The following is a 14,941-nucleotide window of genomic DNA, read 5'->3' as shown; positions in this document are numbered from 1 at the left end:
GGTTCCGGGCCATGGCGGTCGGACACGTTTCCAGCGGCGTCGCGGAAAACCGCAACTCCACGCGCCAGGTCGTGGTGGCCAGTCTCGTCGGGACCTCCATCGAGTTCTACGACTTCTACGTCTACGCCACCGCTGCCGTGCTGGTGTTCCCGAAACTGTTCTTCCCGGCCGGGGACGCGACGGCGGCCACGCTGCAGTCGCTGGCCACGTTCGCGATCGCGTTCGTCGCCCGGCCGGTCGGTTCCGCGCTGTTCGGGCACTTCGGCGACCGTATCGGCCGCAAGTCCACTTTGGTCGCTTCGCTGCTGACGATGGGGATCTCCACCGTCCTGATCGGACTCCTGCCCGGTTACGGCTCGATCGGCGTGGCAGCGCCGCTGCTGCTGGCGCTGTGCCGGTTCGGGCAGGGCATCGGGCTCGGTGGTGAGTGGGGCGGCGCCGCGCTGCTGGCCACCGAGAACGCGCCCGCGGGCAACCGGGCCTTCTTCGGGACCTTCCCGCAGCTGGGCGCTCCGATCGGGTTCTTCGTGGCGAACGGCCTGTTCCTGCTGCTGTCCGAGGTGATGGACGACGCGACGTTCCTGTCCTGGGGCTGGCGGGTGCCGTTCCTCGCCTCGGCGGTGCTGGTCGCGGTCGGGTTGTGGGTGCGGCTGAGCCTGCACGAGACCCCGGCGTTCGCGAAGGTCGTGCAGGCAGGCGATCGGGCGAAGGTGCCGTTCGTGCAGGTGTTCCGGACCGGCTTCACCGGCCTCGTGCTCGGCACGTTCATCATGCTGGCGACCTACGTGCTGTTCTACCTGATGACCGTGTTCACGCTGTCCTACGGCACCGCGGAGGGCGGGCTGGGCTACAGCCGCTCCGAATTCCTGGTGCTGTTGCTGGTCGGCGTCGTGTTCTTCGGGCTGACCGTGCCGATCGCCGGCCGGCTCGCCGACCGGTTCGGCCGGCGGCCCACGCTGCTGGTCGTCACCACCGCGATCATCGCGTTCGGCCTGCTGATGGGGCCGTGGTTCGGCTCCGGTTCGCTGCCCGCGGTGCTGTCGTTCCTCGTCGTCGGACTGGGGTTGATGGGCCTGACGTTCGGGCCGATGGGCGCGGTGCTGCCCGAGCTGTTCCCGACCGCGGTGCGCTACACCGGGGCGTCGGTGTCCTACAACATCGCGAGCCTGCTCGGCGCGTCGGTCGCGCCGTACATCGCGACGTGGCTGGCCAGTTCCCACGGGCTCGGCTGGGTCGGGGTGTACTTGGCGGCGATGGCGGTGCTGACGCTGATCGCGCTGCTGGTGAGCCGGGAGACCAAGGAATCCGCACTGGATTGATCTCGGCCGTCCGGCCGGATGTTCCGGCCCGAAGGCCGAGGCGCGGCACTCGCGTTCGTCCATAGCCTTGCCGGCGCAACCCACTGCGCAGCGAGAGGAGAACGTCGTGTCGTCCACGAACGTCCCGGCCACGCCCGGGGCCACGGGCAACGAGATGATCAGGTTGTCGGACGCCGACCGGTCGCAGGGGGAGCGGCTGCTCAACGAGCACGTGGTTTCCGGTTGCCTCACCTCGGACGAGTACGGGGACCGGGTCGTGCAGGCCAAGCAGGCACGCACCCGCGGCGAGCTGCTCACGCTGTTCCGCGACCTGCCGGAGCCGTGTCCGCGCTTCGACGAGCGGCAGGACGAGGCGCGGCACGACGAGGTCCGGCAGGACCGGACCCCCGCACCCCAGCCGGCGTCCGCCGTCCAGTTCCCGCGCCGGCACCTGCAAGCCGCCGCGATCGCGGTCGCGATCCCCTGCTCGATCGTCGGTGCGATCACCGGCTTGTTCTACGCGGCGGACGCGCCGATGTTGCTGCCGGTCGCGTTCGTGATCGTGGGGGCGCTGTACTTGGTGCTGCTGACGCTCGGAGACCGGGTCAAGCGCTGACTCCTCAGCTCAACGCCGCCAGCAAGCGGTCGACGAACTCGGCTTGGGCCGGGATCAGCTTGTCCCGCGCGGTCGCCGGGTCGAACCATTCGGCCCGGTCGACCTCGGGGAACGATGCGGTGCGTCCCGAGCGCGGCGGCCACGGCAGCTCCACCGGGTTGCTGACCAGCTGCGCGGGATCGAACTCACCGCGCAATGCCCAGGCCAGCACCGACTTGCCGCCCTTCTGCCGGATCTCGCCGAGCTCGACCAGCGCGCCCGGATCCGGCCGATGACCGGTTTCCTCGGCGAATTCGCGCAGCGCCGCATCGCGCGGTGACTCGTCGTCGCCGTATTCGCCCTTCGGGATCGACCACGAACCGAGGTCCTTGTTCCGCCAGAACGGGCCGCCGGGATGCACCAGCAGCAGCTGCGGCCCGCCGTCCCGCATCCGGTGCAGCAGGATGCCCGCGCTGCGCTTCGCCATCCGACGACCGTACCGGTGCGGTGGCACGCTGAGGACGTGGAGCGCGTCGTGCTGCACGTGGATCTCGACCAGTTCATCGTCGCTGTGGAACTGCTGCGCCGCCCCGAGCTGCGCGGGCGACCGGTGCTGGTCGGCGGAACCGGCGACCCCACCCGCCGCGGAGTCGTCGCAGGCGCGTCCTACGAGGCCCGCGAGTTCGGCGTCCGCTCGGGAACTCCGCTGCGCACCGCGCTGAAACGGTGCCCGCAAGCGGTCTTCCTCGCCGTCGACCGGGACGCGTACCTGGCCAAGTCCGCGCTGTTCACGGCCGCGCTGCGCGAGTTCGGCGGCATCGTGGAGGAGGCGGGCTGGGACGAGGCGTTCCTGCAACTCGACACCGCCGACGCCCAGCACGACGCGGAATCGGTGCGCTCCGCAGTCCCCGCCCGCACCGGCTTGAGCTGCTCGGTGGGCATCGGCGACAACAAGCTCCGCGCGAAGCTGGCCTCCGGTTTCGCCAAACCCGGCTCACCGTTGCGCGACGAGACCGGCACCTTCCGCCTCGACCAGCACAACTGGGCGCCGACCATGCACCAGCGCAGCCCCGAAGCGCTGTGGGGCATCGGCCGCAAAACCGCCGCCCGCCTCGCCGAACACGGCTTGACCACCGTCGGTGCCCTCGCGGCCGCGGACCGATCAGCCCTCGCCGCAACGTTCGGCCCGCGCAACGGTCCCTGGCTAGTGGCACTGGCCCGCGGCATCGACCCGACCCCCGTGCGCGGCGAGCCGTACCGGCCACGCTCCTACGGCCGCGAGTTCACCTTCCAGGAAGACGTCCGCGACCCTGCCGAACTCCGCGCCGAACTCGCCCGCCTGTCCCACCTCGTAGCCGACGACCTGCGAGAACACTCCTGCCGCGCAGGCCGCGTCGTGGTGAAGCTGCGCGACTCGCACTTCCGGACCCACTCCCACGGCATCCCGGTCGACCCGCCCAGCGCCGACCCCGAAACCCTCACCGCCGCGTCCCACCGCGCCCTCGCCCGCTTCACCCCGACCCGCCCCACCCGCCTCATCGGCACCCGCGCCGAATCTCTGACCAGCGACGAAACCTGAACAGGGACCTCTCGGAGATCGACACGACCCGATGCGCTAAGCTGTTCGCGCACCCCACGGAGGGTGCGGCCGGGACGTGGCGCAGCTTGGTAGCGCACCTGACTGGGGGTCAGGGGGTCGTGGGTTCGAATCCCGCCGTCCCGACGGCTGCGGAAGCCCGCTGACCTAGCGCAAAAGCGCAGGTCAGCGGGCTTTTTGATGCTGCGGTTATGATCTTGTTAGCGAATGAGCAGTCGGCGGTGAGGTGGCGGTAGATCGTGGGGCGGGTAACGCTGAACCCGGCGGCGATCTGAGCGACGGTGTAGCGACGTTTTCCGTCGTCGTCGGTTTCGTCGTACAACTCGCGGGCCAATTGCACTTGGCGTGGTTCGAGTTTGGGTTTCTGCTCACCGGTATGCCCCGTGCCCGAGCAGCCGCGTGTCCGTCGATGGTTGCGCTGCTCGCCGGTGCGGTTGGCCGCCAGCAGCCCCTTGTCCAGTTCCGGGCGGGCCACCAGTTTCCCGCAAGTTGTCGACGAAGACCTTCTCGTACCCGGCGGCGTGCAGGGCGTCACGTTGGGCTTCGGGGGTGCGGTTGGAGAGCCGTCCGTAGCCGATCCGCATGGCGCGGAGCGTTTCCGGTGAGGTTTCGCGTGGGGCGCGTCGTTCCGGTTCAGGGCCTTCCATGCAGGGCCAAGCTCGTTCCTAAATCAACGAGTGCGGCCCCAGGAGTTCCGGCGGAAGGTGGTCAGGTTACGCAGGCGCGCAGGGTCCCTACGGTGCGGAAACCGAGAAGCTGGTACAGCGAGAATCCGTCGGGACTGGACTGTAGGGAGGCTGTTGTCTGCCCACGGTCTCTGGCCTTGGCGAGAAGGACCCGTAGCAGCCGTGCGCTCAAGCCCTGGCGCCGATGATCGGGATGAGTGACCACCCACTGCACCGAGGTGTCGACACCCACGTCGAGGGCTACTGCGGCGCTGATGAGTCGGCCGGAGTGGTCGCGGATGCCGTACCCATGCCCCATGCCCGCTGGAAATGCGGCCAACAACGGCCCCAGGGCCTGCTGCTGGTAGGCGAGGTCGTTGAGCACGCCGATCTCGCCGAACTCGGCTACCCCCACGCTGCCGGTTTCGTTGTGGCCGGAATCGTTCCCCAGTGCTCTCAGGTCCAGGGTCATCGCCGGCATCGCCACGTCCGGCTCCTCACGACGAGCAGGCGGCACGTCCCCGGTTGTCCAGAGACAGTGCGGAAGCTGCTCATTGGCATGCGGCGGTGTGGCGCCGACGGGCACGGCCGCCGCGTCGATCCAATGATGGTTACTTGCCCAGGGCACAACAGCCCCGACCGCGCCCGCGCGGCGGATTTCCGCGTTGCCTGGCCCGTAACGACCGAAGGCCGCGAGGGCTTCGCCTAAACCGGCCACCGACCGTTGCAGCAAGACAGTTTCCTCGGATTCTGCACTCGACACGACACCCAGGATAAGCAACCGCACCAGCGGTGATCACTGGCACGAAGCGGAACGAGCGCGGCCCGCACAGCGACGCGGTCGCGGCGTTGCTCCGGCACCTGGAGCGTCGCGAATATCCCTATTCGCCGCGGTACCCCGGCATCGACGACCAAGGGCGCGATGTGCTGACCCGGGTGCCCGGTGTCCCGGTACCGACGTTGCGAGGCGATTCCCAACTCATCGAGGTCGGACAAGCCATTGCCAGCCTCGCCGAGGCCGTCATGGTTGCCGGCGAAGGTTCAGCACGGTTGCCGGACTATTCGTTCAGCTGTTCGTCGCGTCGTTGTCGTGTTTGGTGTGCGTGCGGGCTGTTGAGCCGGTCGAGGATGCTGACGGCATGGGTCCAGGCGTCGCGCGCTTCTGCGTGTCTGCTGGCTTGGCACAATGCTGTGGCGATCTTGTCGAGTGTGCGGGCTTCGGCGTAGTGGTCGACGACGTCGCGGGAGAGGGTGAGTGCTCGTTGGTAGCCGGCGATGGCCCGTTCGACGTTGCCGTCCTGCAGGTCGGCGGTGCCTAGTTCGTGCAGCGTCCAGATGGCGGCTTTGTGGTCGCCGGACGCGTCAGCCAGCTCAAGCGCGTGTTCGCATTGTTTCCGCGCGTCGGTGTATCGCTTCGACAAGCGGGCGCTCCTGGCTAAGAAGATCGAGGACCAGGCCGCGCCGGACGGGTCGTCGGCGCTCAGAAACCCCGTGAGTGCGTTCTCGAACCGTTGGCTCGACGATTCCTCGCGGCCCGTGGCTTGTTCTGCCAGTCCGATGATCGTCTGTGCCCACGCCAGGCCGTGGTGGTCGTCGGCGGATGCGAACAGCTCGGATGCCTCCCGGCACAGCGGGTCCGCGATGTGCAGGCGTCCGGTGTCGCGGTGCGCCAACCCGAGAATCACCAGGCTCCACGCTCGTCCAGGAACATCCCCCGCATGCTGGGCCATCGCGTGCGCGCGGAGGCAGTGGCCGATCGCGTGGTCTGGTCGTCCTTGGTCCCTGGCTGCTATGCCCAGCATCACCCGGAGCCATACCGCCCAGGTCGGTTCTGTGTCGGCACGGGCGTGTGCCAATCCGAGGTGACACGGTTCGAGCCACGTGGTCCAAGGCTTCCGGAGGAAGCAGTATCGGGATAGCACTACCGGGAGCCGTTGGACGAACTCGTGTACTCCGTGAGCCGCCGCTCGGTGCATGGCCGCGATGAGGGTTTCTTCCTCGTGCTCGATCCATTCGAGCGCGCCCCGATGATCGGTGAAGGTGAGTGGTCGGCATTCCGATGGGCAGTCACCGGCGGGCACCCGGTGCATGCGGGGTGAGAGATGGCTGGCGGCGGCGTCCGCAGTGTGGAGGTACCAGTCGAGGCTTCGGCGCAAGGCGGCGTCGCGTGCGGACTCGTCATCATCGAGCACGCTGCGCTCTCGCGCGTAGAGAAGCAGCAGGTCGTGAAACCGATATCGCTCCGGACGTATCTCTTGTAGCAGGTTGCGCTCGACCAGTCTCGAGAGCGCGTGTTTGGCTTGTCGAGGGCGTACAGCGAGCAGTGCGGCCGCGGCGGGCAGGCCGAATTCGTTACTGGGGTGCTGCGCCAAGGTTCGGAAGCAGCGCGCCTCGTTGCCAGAGATGCCTCGATAGGACAGCGAGAACACTGCGCGGACGTTCAAACTCGCATCGCCGTCCATTTCAAGACCGTCCAGCGGGTCGTCCTCTTCGAGTTCCTGGAGACAGTCGCGGATCGTCGAGCCGGTGCGCGACCGTATGCGGGCTGCGACTACGCGCAGTGCCAGGGGAAGTCCGCCACATAATCGGACGAGTCGCCGAGCGGCATCGGGATGCCGTGTGACCTCCGCATACCCGAGAAGCCGGGCCAGCGTCGCCGTGCCGTCGTCGACGCTCATCGGATGCAGTGAGACGGGCAGGGCGTCCTCGCGTCCGATCAGGCCGGGAAGTCGGTTCCGCCCTGTGACCAGCGCAAGACAACTGGGAGTTCCCGGCAATAGCGGGCGAACCTGGTCTGGGGTGCTCGCGTTGTCGAGCACGATGAGCGCCTTCTTGTCGGCGAGGAGGCTGCGGTACAGACCCGCCTGCTCGTCGACGTCGTGCGGGATCCCACCCGCATCGACCCCGAGCGAGCGCAAGAACCCGCTCAAAGCGCTCCCAGCTGAGCGCGGTGCGCCGTGCAGGTCGAATCCGCGGAGGTCAACGAACAGCTGAGCGTCCGGGAACCGATCTGCGACCTCGCGCGCGAATCCGATGGCCAGCGCGGTTTTCCCGATGCCTGCGGGACCGTCGATGACGGCGAGCGGACCTTGCGCACCCGCATCGTGCGTCAGCAGCGATCGCAACGCCGCCATCTCCTCTTCCCGGCGGCAGAGCATTCCCGTGCGCGGCAGCTGCGCGGGTCGCGGTGGTTTGGTGGCAGGACCAGAGAAGAAGTTGATGTTGCCGGTCAGCGCGTCTGCCTGCACAACCGACGCAGGACCCTCGACGTAAGCGCGGTTGTGTGCTCGCGGAGTAGGTTCCGGTGTGCTGGCAGACTCGCGCGGCTGTGAGACAGGGGCTTGATCATCGCCGTCTGTGATCATAGCGCCACAGCATGTCAACTCACCCGAGGTGCCTCTACCGTGACTCGTGATGCCGCCGGGTCGCGCTGGCTGGACTCATGATGGATGGGTCGGACGGCCTTCACTTCCGTGGTCGGTCCTAATCGGCGGCCGTATTGAAGTCGTTGACGCCGGTGGGGCCTTCGATGATTTCCGTTGTGGTCGGTCATGTGCTGTGACGCACTGATCGTTGTGGCGGAGTAGGACAGGACTCGCAACGATAAGGAGACGATGACGGTGGGGTGCACGGTGGCGGAGCGGCTGAGGCGACAGTGAGGGCGGCGGTACGGTCCGCGGATGGTCGGGACCACGCGGCGAAATCCAGCGTGGGGGTTGGCGCGCGCTCGCGTTCAGCCCAGTTCGTCGGCGAGGGGACTTCCCTGCTCGAGCGCGGGTGAGAGTCATCGTGTCTCCGCAGAGCGCAGCGACCACGAGGCGCAGTGTCCTCGAAAAGCCTGCCGTACGCCGGAAACCGAACCGGATCGCCCTGAATCCTGCGGGTAGCGGTACCCATGCGTTGCTCGTGCGAGAGCATATGGGGCCATGGGGAATGCGGTTGATTTCACGGACGCTGCGGGTTTTTTTCGACCGGGGCGATTTGGCACCACTGCTCAAGGAGGCCGAAGCCGAGCGTCAGCGCGTGCGGGAGGAGTTTCCGCTGGAGGAGTGGCCGGATCTGCCGTTGGAGCGTTATGCCCTTGGCGCGGGCGGGCGGTCTCCTACGTACTGCCAACTGCTGGAACGTGAGACGGACGTCCTCGGCAGCATCAAAGGTGGGAGTGCGGCTAAGCTCATCCTTTTTCGGCACAGCAGCGGTGAGTGGCGTCTTCCCCCTCCGCTGCGGGGTATGGAACCTCAGACGGCCTGGGAACAGGTCCGCCGCGAGTTCCACGCCGCGTTGGAGGCGGTGGCACAGGAGCGTTTCGACACTCTGGACGACCTCGAAACGCTCGTCTACGGACAGGCGCTGGTGACCAAGACGCTGGCGACGTACTTCCCGCAGCAGTTTCTGCCGATCTATTCCGCAAACCATGTACGCCACTTCATTGAGCTGCTCGGCGGGGAACGGTACAGGACGTACGGCGGGGTCCGTACCTGGCGGGCCAACCGACAGCTCCGAAGGATTGTCAGCGAACGCACGGAATTCGCGGGCTGGGATCCGATGGAGGTCATGCACTTCCTCTACGAGCACTTCGACCCCCGTCAGCACGACCGCACCATCTGGAAGATCGCGCCTGACAGGCAAGCGAAACGGTGGGGCGAGTGCGTGGAGGGGTCGTTCATCTGTGTGGGCTGGGACGAGGTCGGTGACCTCACCCAGTACGAGAGCGATGCCGATCTGCGCAAGGAACTCACCGCACACTGGCCCGAGAGCGAGGGCAACCACGTGCGGCTGGCCCGGCAACTTCTCCGGTACCGGGATCTGGATGAAGGCGACCTGATCGTCGCCAACCGTGGCAAGTCGGAGGTGCTGGCGCTCGGCACCGTGTCCGGCGGCTATCGCTATGAGCCGGAACGCCCCGAATTTCGTCATCTTGTTCCGGTCGACTGGGACGAGTCCTACGCCCAAACCCTGGACGAGCCGGAGAACACCTGGCAGCCCACCTTCGCCAAAGTCCGCCCCAGTCTCCTGCAGCGTCTCACCGCCCACCGCTCCCTGGCGGCGAAGGTGCCGGCACCCGAGCCGGAACTGCCCGCCGACGTGCACCGTTTGCTGGATGCGCTGGATCTGAAAGGGCAGGTGATTCTGCACGGTCCGCCGGGTACGGGGAAGACACGTCTGGCGTTGAGCGCGGCTCTGGCTCTAGCAGGCGAACCTGGCGCCATCGAGGCCGACCCTGGGGTACGCGATGAGGCGGTGCGGCAGCTCTTGCCGCATCCGGGAACCATGGACCCCGCGTCCTGCCGGGTGCGTCTGGTGACTTTCCACCCCTCCTACGGCTATGAGGACTTTGTCGAAGGATTCAAGCCAGACCTCGCCGCGGGCGGAAACGGCTTGACGCTGCGTCTGGCCAACGGGCTGTTCTACGACCTGTGCACCAGCGCCGCCCAGCACCCCGACCAGACTTTCCTGCTCATCATCGATGAGATCAACCGAGGCGACCTGCCACGGATCTTCGGTGAACTGATCACCTTGCTGGAGCCCGACAAGCGAGGTCTACCGGTCTCATTACCGGTCAGCTCGCGCAGCTTCGCAATTCCCCCCAACATCAAGCTCATCGGCACAATGAACACGGTCGACCGCAGCGTTGGTCACCTGGACGCGGCGCTGAGTCGACGATTCGCGTTCCTGGAGGTCGCCCCGGACCCCGAGGTTGTCGATGGCTCGGTCGGTCCGCTTGATCTAGCGGACTTCCTGCAAGCTATCAACAGCCGCATCACCAAGGAGCTGGACACCGAGCACCAGATCGGCCATGCCTACCTCCTGCGCGAGCACCGCTCGTTGGTAAGCGAAGAGGAAGTCGCGGCCGCCTTCTACCACAACATCGTCCCGCTACTCACCGACTACAGCCTCGGCCGCACCGACCTGCTCCACCAACTGCTCGGAGATCTCGTCGATGAAACAACCGGCACCGCTGTCAGCATGGCACCACTGGACCTGGTAGCCGCGCTCGCTGCGGAGTTCACCGCCCCCAGCCAGCCCGATAGCGGCCCGGATGGCGGGTTCGATGCATGAACTCGCTCCTCTGGTGACCCTGCACGAGTACGGTACGACCGACTTGACCGCCAGTCAGCTCACCGAGTCCGACCTAGCGCGGCTGAAGATGTTGACAGCTCAGGGAAAGATGACAGTGACTCCGAGTGGGTCGGGCTGGCGGGTGACCGTCGGCGCCACGGTCGGAATCCTTCCCCTGGATCGGATTCGGCTGGTCATTAGACCCAAGTTCGCCATTAGCGGCACCAGGTTGATCGACTGGCTCTGCTATGCGTTGGCTGTCCCGGTCCAGCATCACACTTCACTGCGCAACTGGACCACCAGCCCTACCGGATTCACCGATCTCGTCGCCGCAGCGTTGCTGCGCGAGTGTCAGACACTTTTGCGCACAGGGCTGCGCCAAGACTACGTGCGCCGGCGCAGTATTGAGCCGATGTTGCGCGGTCGCCTGGACATCCAGCGCCAGGCGACCCACCGCTACGGGCTCGTTGACCGGCTGCACGTTGAGACCTTCGACCGAGAGAACGACATCTGGGAAAACCAGGTCTGCGGTGCCGCGCTGGCGGCTGCTGTTGCGTTAGCAGGTGACCACACACTCGCCCGTGCCCTCGCGGAGACCGCTTCTGAATTTCCGCAAGTCTCCCCACCCACGGCCGTACGCGCACTCGCCCGAGCGCAGTACACCCGCCTCAACTCCCGCTACCGCAACGCCCACACCTGGGCACGACTTCTCCTCACTAGCGGCGGTGTCGACGACCTTCTCGCCGAACAAGGAAAGCAGCGTGCGGGCACCCTTCTCCTGGACATGCCGGCTCTCTGGGAAAAAGTCGTCCGCCGTCTTTTTGAAGAGGCGGCGGCTTCGCTAGACGGTTACGTCGTCCGCTCCTCCGGCGCACGAGCCATCAGCACAACTGGAGACCTTCAAGGTCGCCGCACTTTCCGGCCGGATGTACTTCTCCGTTTTCCCAAGTCCGGTCTGATGCCGGTCGACGCCAAGTACAAGAAATATGGGTCAAAGAATATCGGCGCTGACGATGTCCATCAGCTTCTGACCTACATGACGGGATATTCCTCCTCAGTGGTTCTGGCCCATCCAAGTCCAGATGGCGCAAGTTTCCGGACGCTTCGAACTTGTGGACCATACGGTGCACTGGGCAACATCGAGGTTGTCGGGGTAGATACCACAACGACTCCGGAAAAGTCCCTCCCTCATTTGCAGAAAGTTTGCGCCAATGCAACCACAAGGCCCGGATGATAGCAGGAGCTGCAGAATAACGGAGATTCATTTGGGTTCAGCTTCGTGAAGCACGGTTCCTACCGGTCCTGCAGAAAAATATTTTGCGTATTACAACAGTGGGTTAGTGCGCTGTGCATCGGCGCGGGTCGGTTTTGACACCGGCGCGTGGGAGGGAATTGGGGGAGGAACGTGGGGGATTAAACGTTGCTGGGCCGGTGTCAACAGTAGCGAACGGTACCGCCGCACCAGCAGTTTCTCTGTCTTCGCAGGTCACGTGAGTTTACGGGCCCCACTGGGGGTCAGGGGGTCGTGGGTTCGAATCCCGCCGTCCCGACCATCGGGTTGTTATTACAACCCTGACCTGAGTTGAGGTTCTCGAGCAGGACCGCAACTCCTGTCGTGGAGGGGCCATCCGCTTTGCGGGTGGCCCTTTTGCTGTTCCGGGTGCACCAGATGGTGCTGCACGCCACGAAGCTCATCCTTTGGCGACGATGTCGGCGTCTCCGCAGCCGCGCGGCTGGTCACCCGTCGCAGCTGCGGGTGCCGGAGCGGCTGAGAAAGTTGCTCGGCCCGCTGCGGGAGTCGCTTCCGGGACGGGCTGCGGCCTCACCCCAAGGTCGAAGGGTCGACGATCGCGGCCACGGCGACGAAGGCGGCCACGGCGAGCACGACGACGGCGAACCAGCGGCGCACCGTGGACGGGTCCAGCTTCGCCGACCACCGCGCCGCCGACGCCGAGATCACCAGCGCCGAACCGGCGAACAGCAGCAGCACCCGGTAATCGACGCTGTCGGCCGCGCCCGCGTGGGCGGCGAGACCGGCCGCAGAGTTGATCAGGACCACCACCAGCGAGGTGGCGACCGCTTCCTGCGCCCCGAGGCCCAGCAGCAGCGTCAGGGCGGGGACGACGACGAAACCGCCACCGACGCCGAACAGCCCGGTGAGCACCCCCACGGCCGCACCGGCGAGCACGGATTTGGGCAGGCAGGCGCGCCAGTCGATCCCGCCCTGCCCGGTGCGGCAGGCGCCGGTGTTGTTTTCCCCGCCTCGCAGCATCCGCACCGCGATGACGACCATCAACGCGGCGAAGGCCAGCAGCAGCCAGCGTTGCGGGAACAGCTTCCCGAGCGCGGTCCCGCCGAAAGCGGCGGGGGTGCCGGCCGCGCCGAAGACCAGCGCGACCGGCCACCGCACCGCGGTGCGCCGCTCGCGGGGGAGCAGGCCGCCGAGGGAGGACAGCGCTACGACGGCCAGCGAGCTGGGGATCGCCGTTTGCAGGGGCTGCCCGACGCCGTAGACCAGAGCCGGTACGGCGAGCACCGATCCGCCCGCGCCGAGCAGACCCAGCGCCAGCCCGATCGCGGCACCGAACACCACTGCCAAGAACAACGAAACCACCTGTCCCGGCGGCGGACTCGCCGCGCGCCACCGTCATCGACGCCGTGCACCTGCTCGCGGTGTCAGCCCGCGGTCCGGCTCCCGTCTCTTCCGCCGGTGAGTGCGTCGAGAAGGGCCCGGCCATCGGTGGCGGCGGTGCGGTTGTGCGGCAGCAGCCCGAGCGCGCGGGACATGGCGCAGGTGTTGCTCAGCGCCGCGAAGGTCAGGCCCGCCCCGACGAAACCGGAGATCCACTTCAGCGGTTCGTAAGCGGTGCTGGCGACCACGCCGGTGAGCACCAGCAGGCCGGCGACCAGCCGCACTTGCCGCTCCATGGCCCAGGTGCCGCGGCCGCGGTCGAGGTCGCCGCCTTCGCCCTCCCAGCCGGTGATGCCGCCGCGGAGCACGCTGATCCGGTCCAGCCCGGCGGTTTCCAGCAGGGCGCGGGCTTGTTCGGCGCGAGCGCCCGAGGCGCACACCAGCACCACCGGATCGCCGTGCTGGGCGGTCAGCTCGGCGCGGTGTTCGCGCAGCAGGTCCAGCGGGACGTTGTACGAGCCGGGGATGTGCGTGGCGGTGAACTCGCCGGGAGTGCGCACGTCGATCAACCGGACCTGCGGGTCGGCTTCGCGGAACTCGCGGACCTGGGCGGGTTCGACGGTCGTGGGCGGGGTATGGGGCATTTCTTCGCGTTCCTCCGCGATCGTTCGGATTCAGCTCGCGTCGGCCATCGGCACACCGGCCTCGGCGGCGGCGCCGAAGTGGTCGTCGATGAGCACGACCGGGCGGTCGGCGGCCTCCAGCAGCGAGGCCGCGGCGGTGGCGCGGTAGCCGCTGCCGCAGTGCACCCACACCACACCGGCCGGGATCTCGCCGGTGCGGTCCTTGAGCTCGTACAGCGGGACGTGCACCGCGCCGCGGACGTGGGATGCGGCGAACTCGTTGTGGGTGCGCACGTCCAGCACCACCTCGGGCGCCGGCGATCCGCCGTCCATCGCCTCGGCCAGGTCCGCGAACGTGGCGGTTCGAGTGCTGCGCAGCTGACCGCGATCCGCCGCCAACTGCTCCGGGGCGCCGACCGCGGTACCGGCGAACTTGTCGATGCCGATCCGCGCCAGCTCGCGCTGCGCCTCGCCGACCTGCTCGCGGGACTCGCCCAGCAGCGTGATCGGGGCGCCCCAGTCGATCATCCAGCCGAGCCAGGTCACCATCGGACCGTCCAAGCCGAGGCCGACCGTGCCCGCCAGGTGCGAGACCACGTAGGCCTTGCGGGAGCGCAGGTCCACCACCCACTCGCCGTGCTCCAGGCGACGCCGCAACTCCTCCGGCTCCGCGCGCACCGGCTCGCGCAGGTCGAGCGGTTCCGGCCCCGTCGTGTTCTGCACGCCCATGTGCGCGTAGTACGCCGGGTACGCATCCAGCCCCGCCAGGGTCTGCTCGACGAAGTCGCGTTCGGCCAGCGTCAACGCGGGGTTGAGCCGCTTCTGCTCGCCGAGCGTCGCCGAATCGCCCGAAGCCTGCGTGGCCGAGCAGAAGCTGCCGAACCCGTGCGTCGGCCAGATCTGCGCCCCGTCCGGCAAGATCGCCGCGAGCTTCTGCGCCGAGGCGTGCTGGTGGCGCGCCAGGTCCTCGCTGTGCTGCTCGCCCAGCAGGTCGGTGCGCCCGGTGGTTCCGAACAGCAGCGACCCACCGGTGAACACGCCCACCGGGCCGTCCTGACCTTCCAGCGCGTAGGACAGGTGGTGGTAGGTGTGCCCCGGGGTGGCCAGCGCCCGCACCTGCATCCGCGGGGACAGCTCCACCGCGTCGCCGTCCGACAGCGGCCGCCGATCGAACGGCACCTCGTCCGCGGCCGCCAATCCGTACTCGGCGCCGGTCAGCCGGGCCAGCTCCAGCCCTCCGGAGACGTAGTCGTTGTGCACGTGCGTGTCGAGCACCAGCGCGATCCGCACGCCCAGCCGTCCGGCGGCAGCGATCACCCGGTCCACGTCCCGCTGCGGATCGACCACCACGGCCACTTCGCCATCGCTGGCGAGGTAGCTGCGGTCCCCGAGCGAGGACGTCTCGATCACCTCGACCACCAGGTCACCGGCCGAGCGGTCTTGCTGCTTCGCCGCATTCGTCTCCGTCACC

At 67.5% G+C, this 14,941-nt stretch carries 12 protein-coding genes and 1 tRNA gene; 6 read left to right on the top strand and 7 right to left on the bottom strand.

Translation table 11 applies throughout. From position 1 onward, the window contains the following. Positions 1-11: 11 nt before the first annotated feature. Positions 12-1,319 carry an MFS transporter gene (locus V1457_RS28330; protein WP_295146666.1) on the top strand — a complete coding sequence of 436 codons (1,308 nt, stop codon included), beginning with the start codon at positions 12-14 and terminating at the stop codon, positions 1,317-1,319. Positions 1,320-1,425: 106 nt separating this feature from the next. Beyond that, positions 1,426-1,914: a DUF1707 domain-containing protein gene (locus V1457_RS28325; RefSeq protein WP_200072969.1), complete on the top strand. Its 489-nt coding sequence runs from the start codon at positions 1,426-1,428 to the stop codon at positions 1,912-1,914. A 4-nt stretch (positions 1,915-1,918) separates the two neighbouring features. Here the strand turns inward: V1457_RS28325 and V1457_RS28320 are convergent, their stop codons facing one another. Next, on the bottom strand, positions 1,919-2,380 hold the full coding sequence (locus tag V1457_RS28320; RefSeq protein ID WP_200072968.1) for an NUDIX domain-containing protein: 462 nt from the start codon (positions 2,378-2,380) through the stop codon (positions 1,919-1,921). 15 nt (positions 2,381-2,395) lie between these two features. Between V1457_RS28320 and V1457_RS28315 the strand changes: the two genes are divergently transcribed. Together V1457_RS28315 and V1457_RS28310 are read left to right on the top strand one after the other, a co-directional pair. Next, entirely contained in the window at positions 2,396-3,472 is a 1,077-nt protein-coding gene (locus V1457_RS28315; protein WP_338598098.1) for a DNA polymerase IV, read from the top strand. A gap of 70 nt (positions 3,473-3,542) precedes the next feature. Beyond that, positions 3,543-3,616: transfer RNA gene (locus tag V1457_RS28310), tRNA-Pro, on the top strand. Here the strand turns inward: V1457_RS28310 and V1457_RS28305 are convergent. The 3 genes from V1457_RS28305 to V1457_RS28295 all read right to left on the bottom strand — a co-directional run bounded on the left by V1457_RS28305 (position 3,582) and on the right by V1457_RS28295 (position 7,403). After that, the gene (locus tag V1457_RS28305) at positions 3,582-3,965 is read right to left on the bottom strand and encodes a hypothetical protein (RefSeq protein WP_338598096.1); all 384 of its coding nucleotides are present in this window, start codon (positions 3,963-3,965) and stop codon (positions 3,582-3,584) included. The two genes, V1457_RS28310 and V1457_RS28305, sit on opposite strands and share 35 nt — an antisense overlap. A gap of 233 nt (positions 3,966-4,198) precedes the next feature. Further along, complete coding sequence (locus V1457_RS28300; protein ID WP_338598095.1) at positions 4,199-4,918, bottom strand: GNAT family N-acetyltransferase; 720 nt, start codon at positions 4,916-4,918, stop codon at positions 4,199-4,201. Positions 4,919-5,213: 295 nt separating this feature from the next. Further along, entirely contained in the window at positions 5,214-7,403 is a 2,190-nt protein-coding gene (locus V1457_RS28295; protein ID WP_338598093.1) for a tetratricopeptide repeat protein, read from the bottom strand. Between the two features lie 691 nt (positions 7,404-8,094). Here V1457_RS28295 and V1457_RS28290 point away from each other — a divergent pair. Then, positions 8,095-10,215, top strand: a complete 2,121-nt coding sequence (locus tag V1457_RS28290) for an AAA family ATPase (protein ID WP_338598092.1) — start codon at positions 8,095-8,097, stop codon at positions 10,213-10,215. A 13-nt stretch (positions 10,216-10,228) separates the two neighbouring features. Then, the gene (locus tag V1457_RS28285) at positions 10,229-11,449 is read left to right on the top strand and encodes a 5-methylcytosine restriction system specificity protein McrC (protein ID WP_338598091.1); all 1,221 of its coding nucleotides are present in this window, start codon (positions 10,229-10,231) and stop codon (positions 11,447-11,449) included. A 588-nt stretch (positions 11,450-12,037) separates the two neighbouring features. Here V1457_RS28285 and V1457_RS28280 read toward each other — a convergent pair. The 3 genes from V1457_RS28280 to V1457_RS28270 all read right to left on the bottom strand — a co-directional run bounded on the left by V1457_RS28280 (position 12,038) and on the right by V1457_RS28270 (position 14,940). Further along, the gene (locus tag V1457_RS28280) at positions 12,038-12,820 is read right to left on the bottom strand and encodes a sulfite exporter TauE/SafE family protein (protein WP_338598089.1); all 783 of its coding nucleotides are present in this window, start codon (positions 12,818-12,820) and stop codon (positions 12,038-12,040) included. Positions 12,821-12,891: 71 nt separating this feature from the next. Next, on the bottom strand, positions 12,892-13,491 hold the full coding sequence (locus tag V1457_RS28275) for a rhodanese-like domain-containing protein (protein ID WP_338598088.1): 600 nt from the start codon (positions 13,489-13,491) through the stop codon (positions 12,892-12,894). 30 nt (positions 13,492-13,521) lie between these two features. Further along, a complete protein-coding gene (locus tag V1457_RS28270) occupies positions 13,522-14,940 on the bottom strand; it encodes an MBL fold metallo-hydrolase (protein ID WP_338598086.1) in 1,419 nt (472 codons plus the stop codon). Position 14,941: the final 1 nt, after the last annotated feature.

Origin of the sequence: Saccharopolyspora sp. SCSIO 74807 (genome assembly GCF_037023755.1) — a bacterium.
GTDB lineage: Bacteria > Actinomycetota > Actinomycetes > Mycobacteriales > Pseudonocardiaceae > Saccharopolyspora_C > Saccharopolyspora_C galaxeae.
This window is presented reverse-complemented; position numbering and strand designations above follow the sequence as displayed.

Coding starts and splice junctions, on each gene's coding strand:
- V1457_RS28330 (WP_295146666.1), top strand. CDS start 12: ATGGCGGTCGGACACGTTTCCAGCGGCGTCGCGGAAAACCGCAACTCC.
- V1457_RS28320 (WP_200072968.1), bottom strand. CDS start 2,380: ATGGCGAAGCGCAGCGCGGGCATCCTGCTGCACCGGATGCGGGACGGC.
- V1457_RS28275 (WP_338598088.1), bottom strand. CDS start 13,491: ATGCCCCATACCCCGCCCACGACCGTCGAACCCGCCCAGGTCCGCGAG.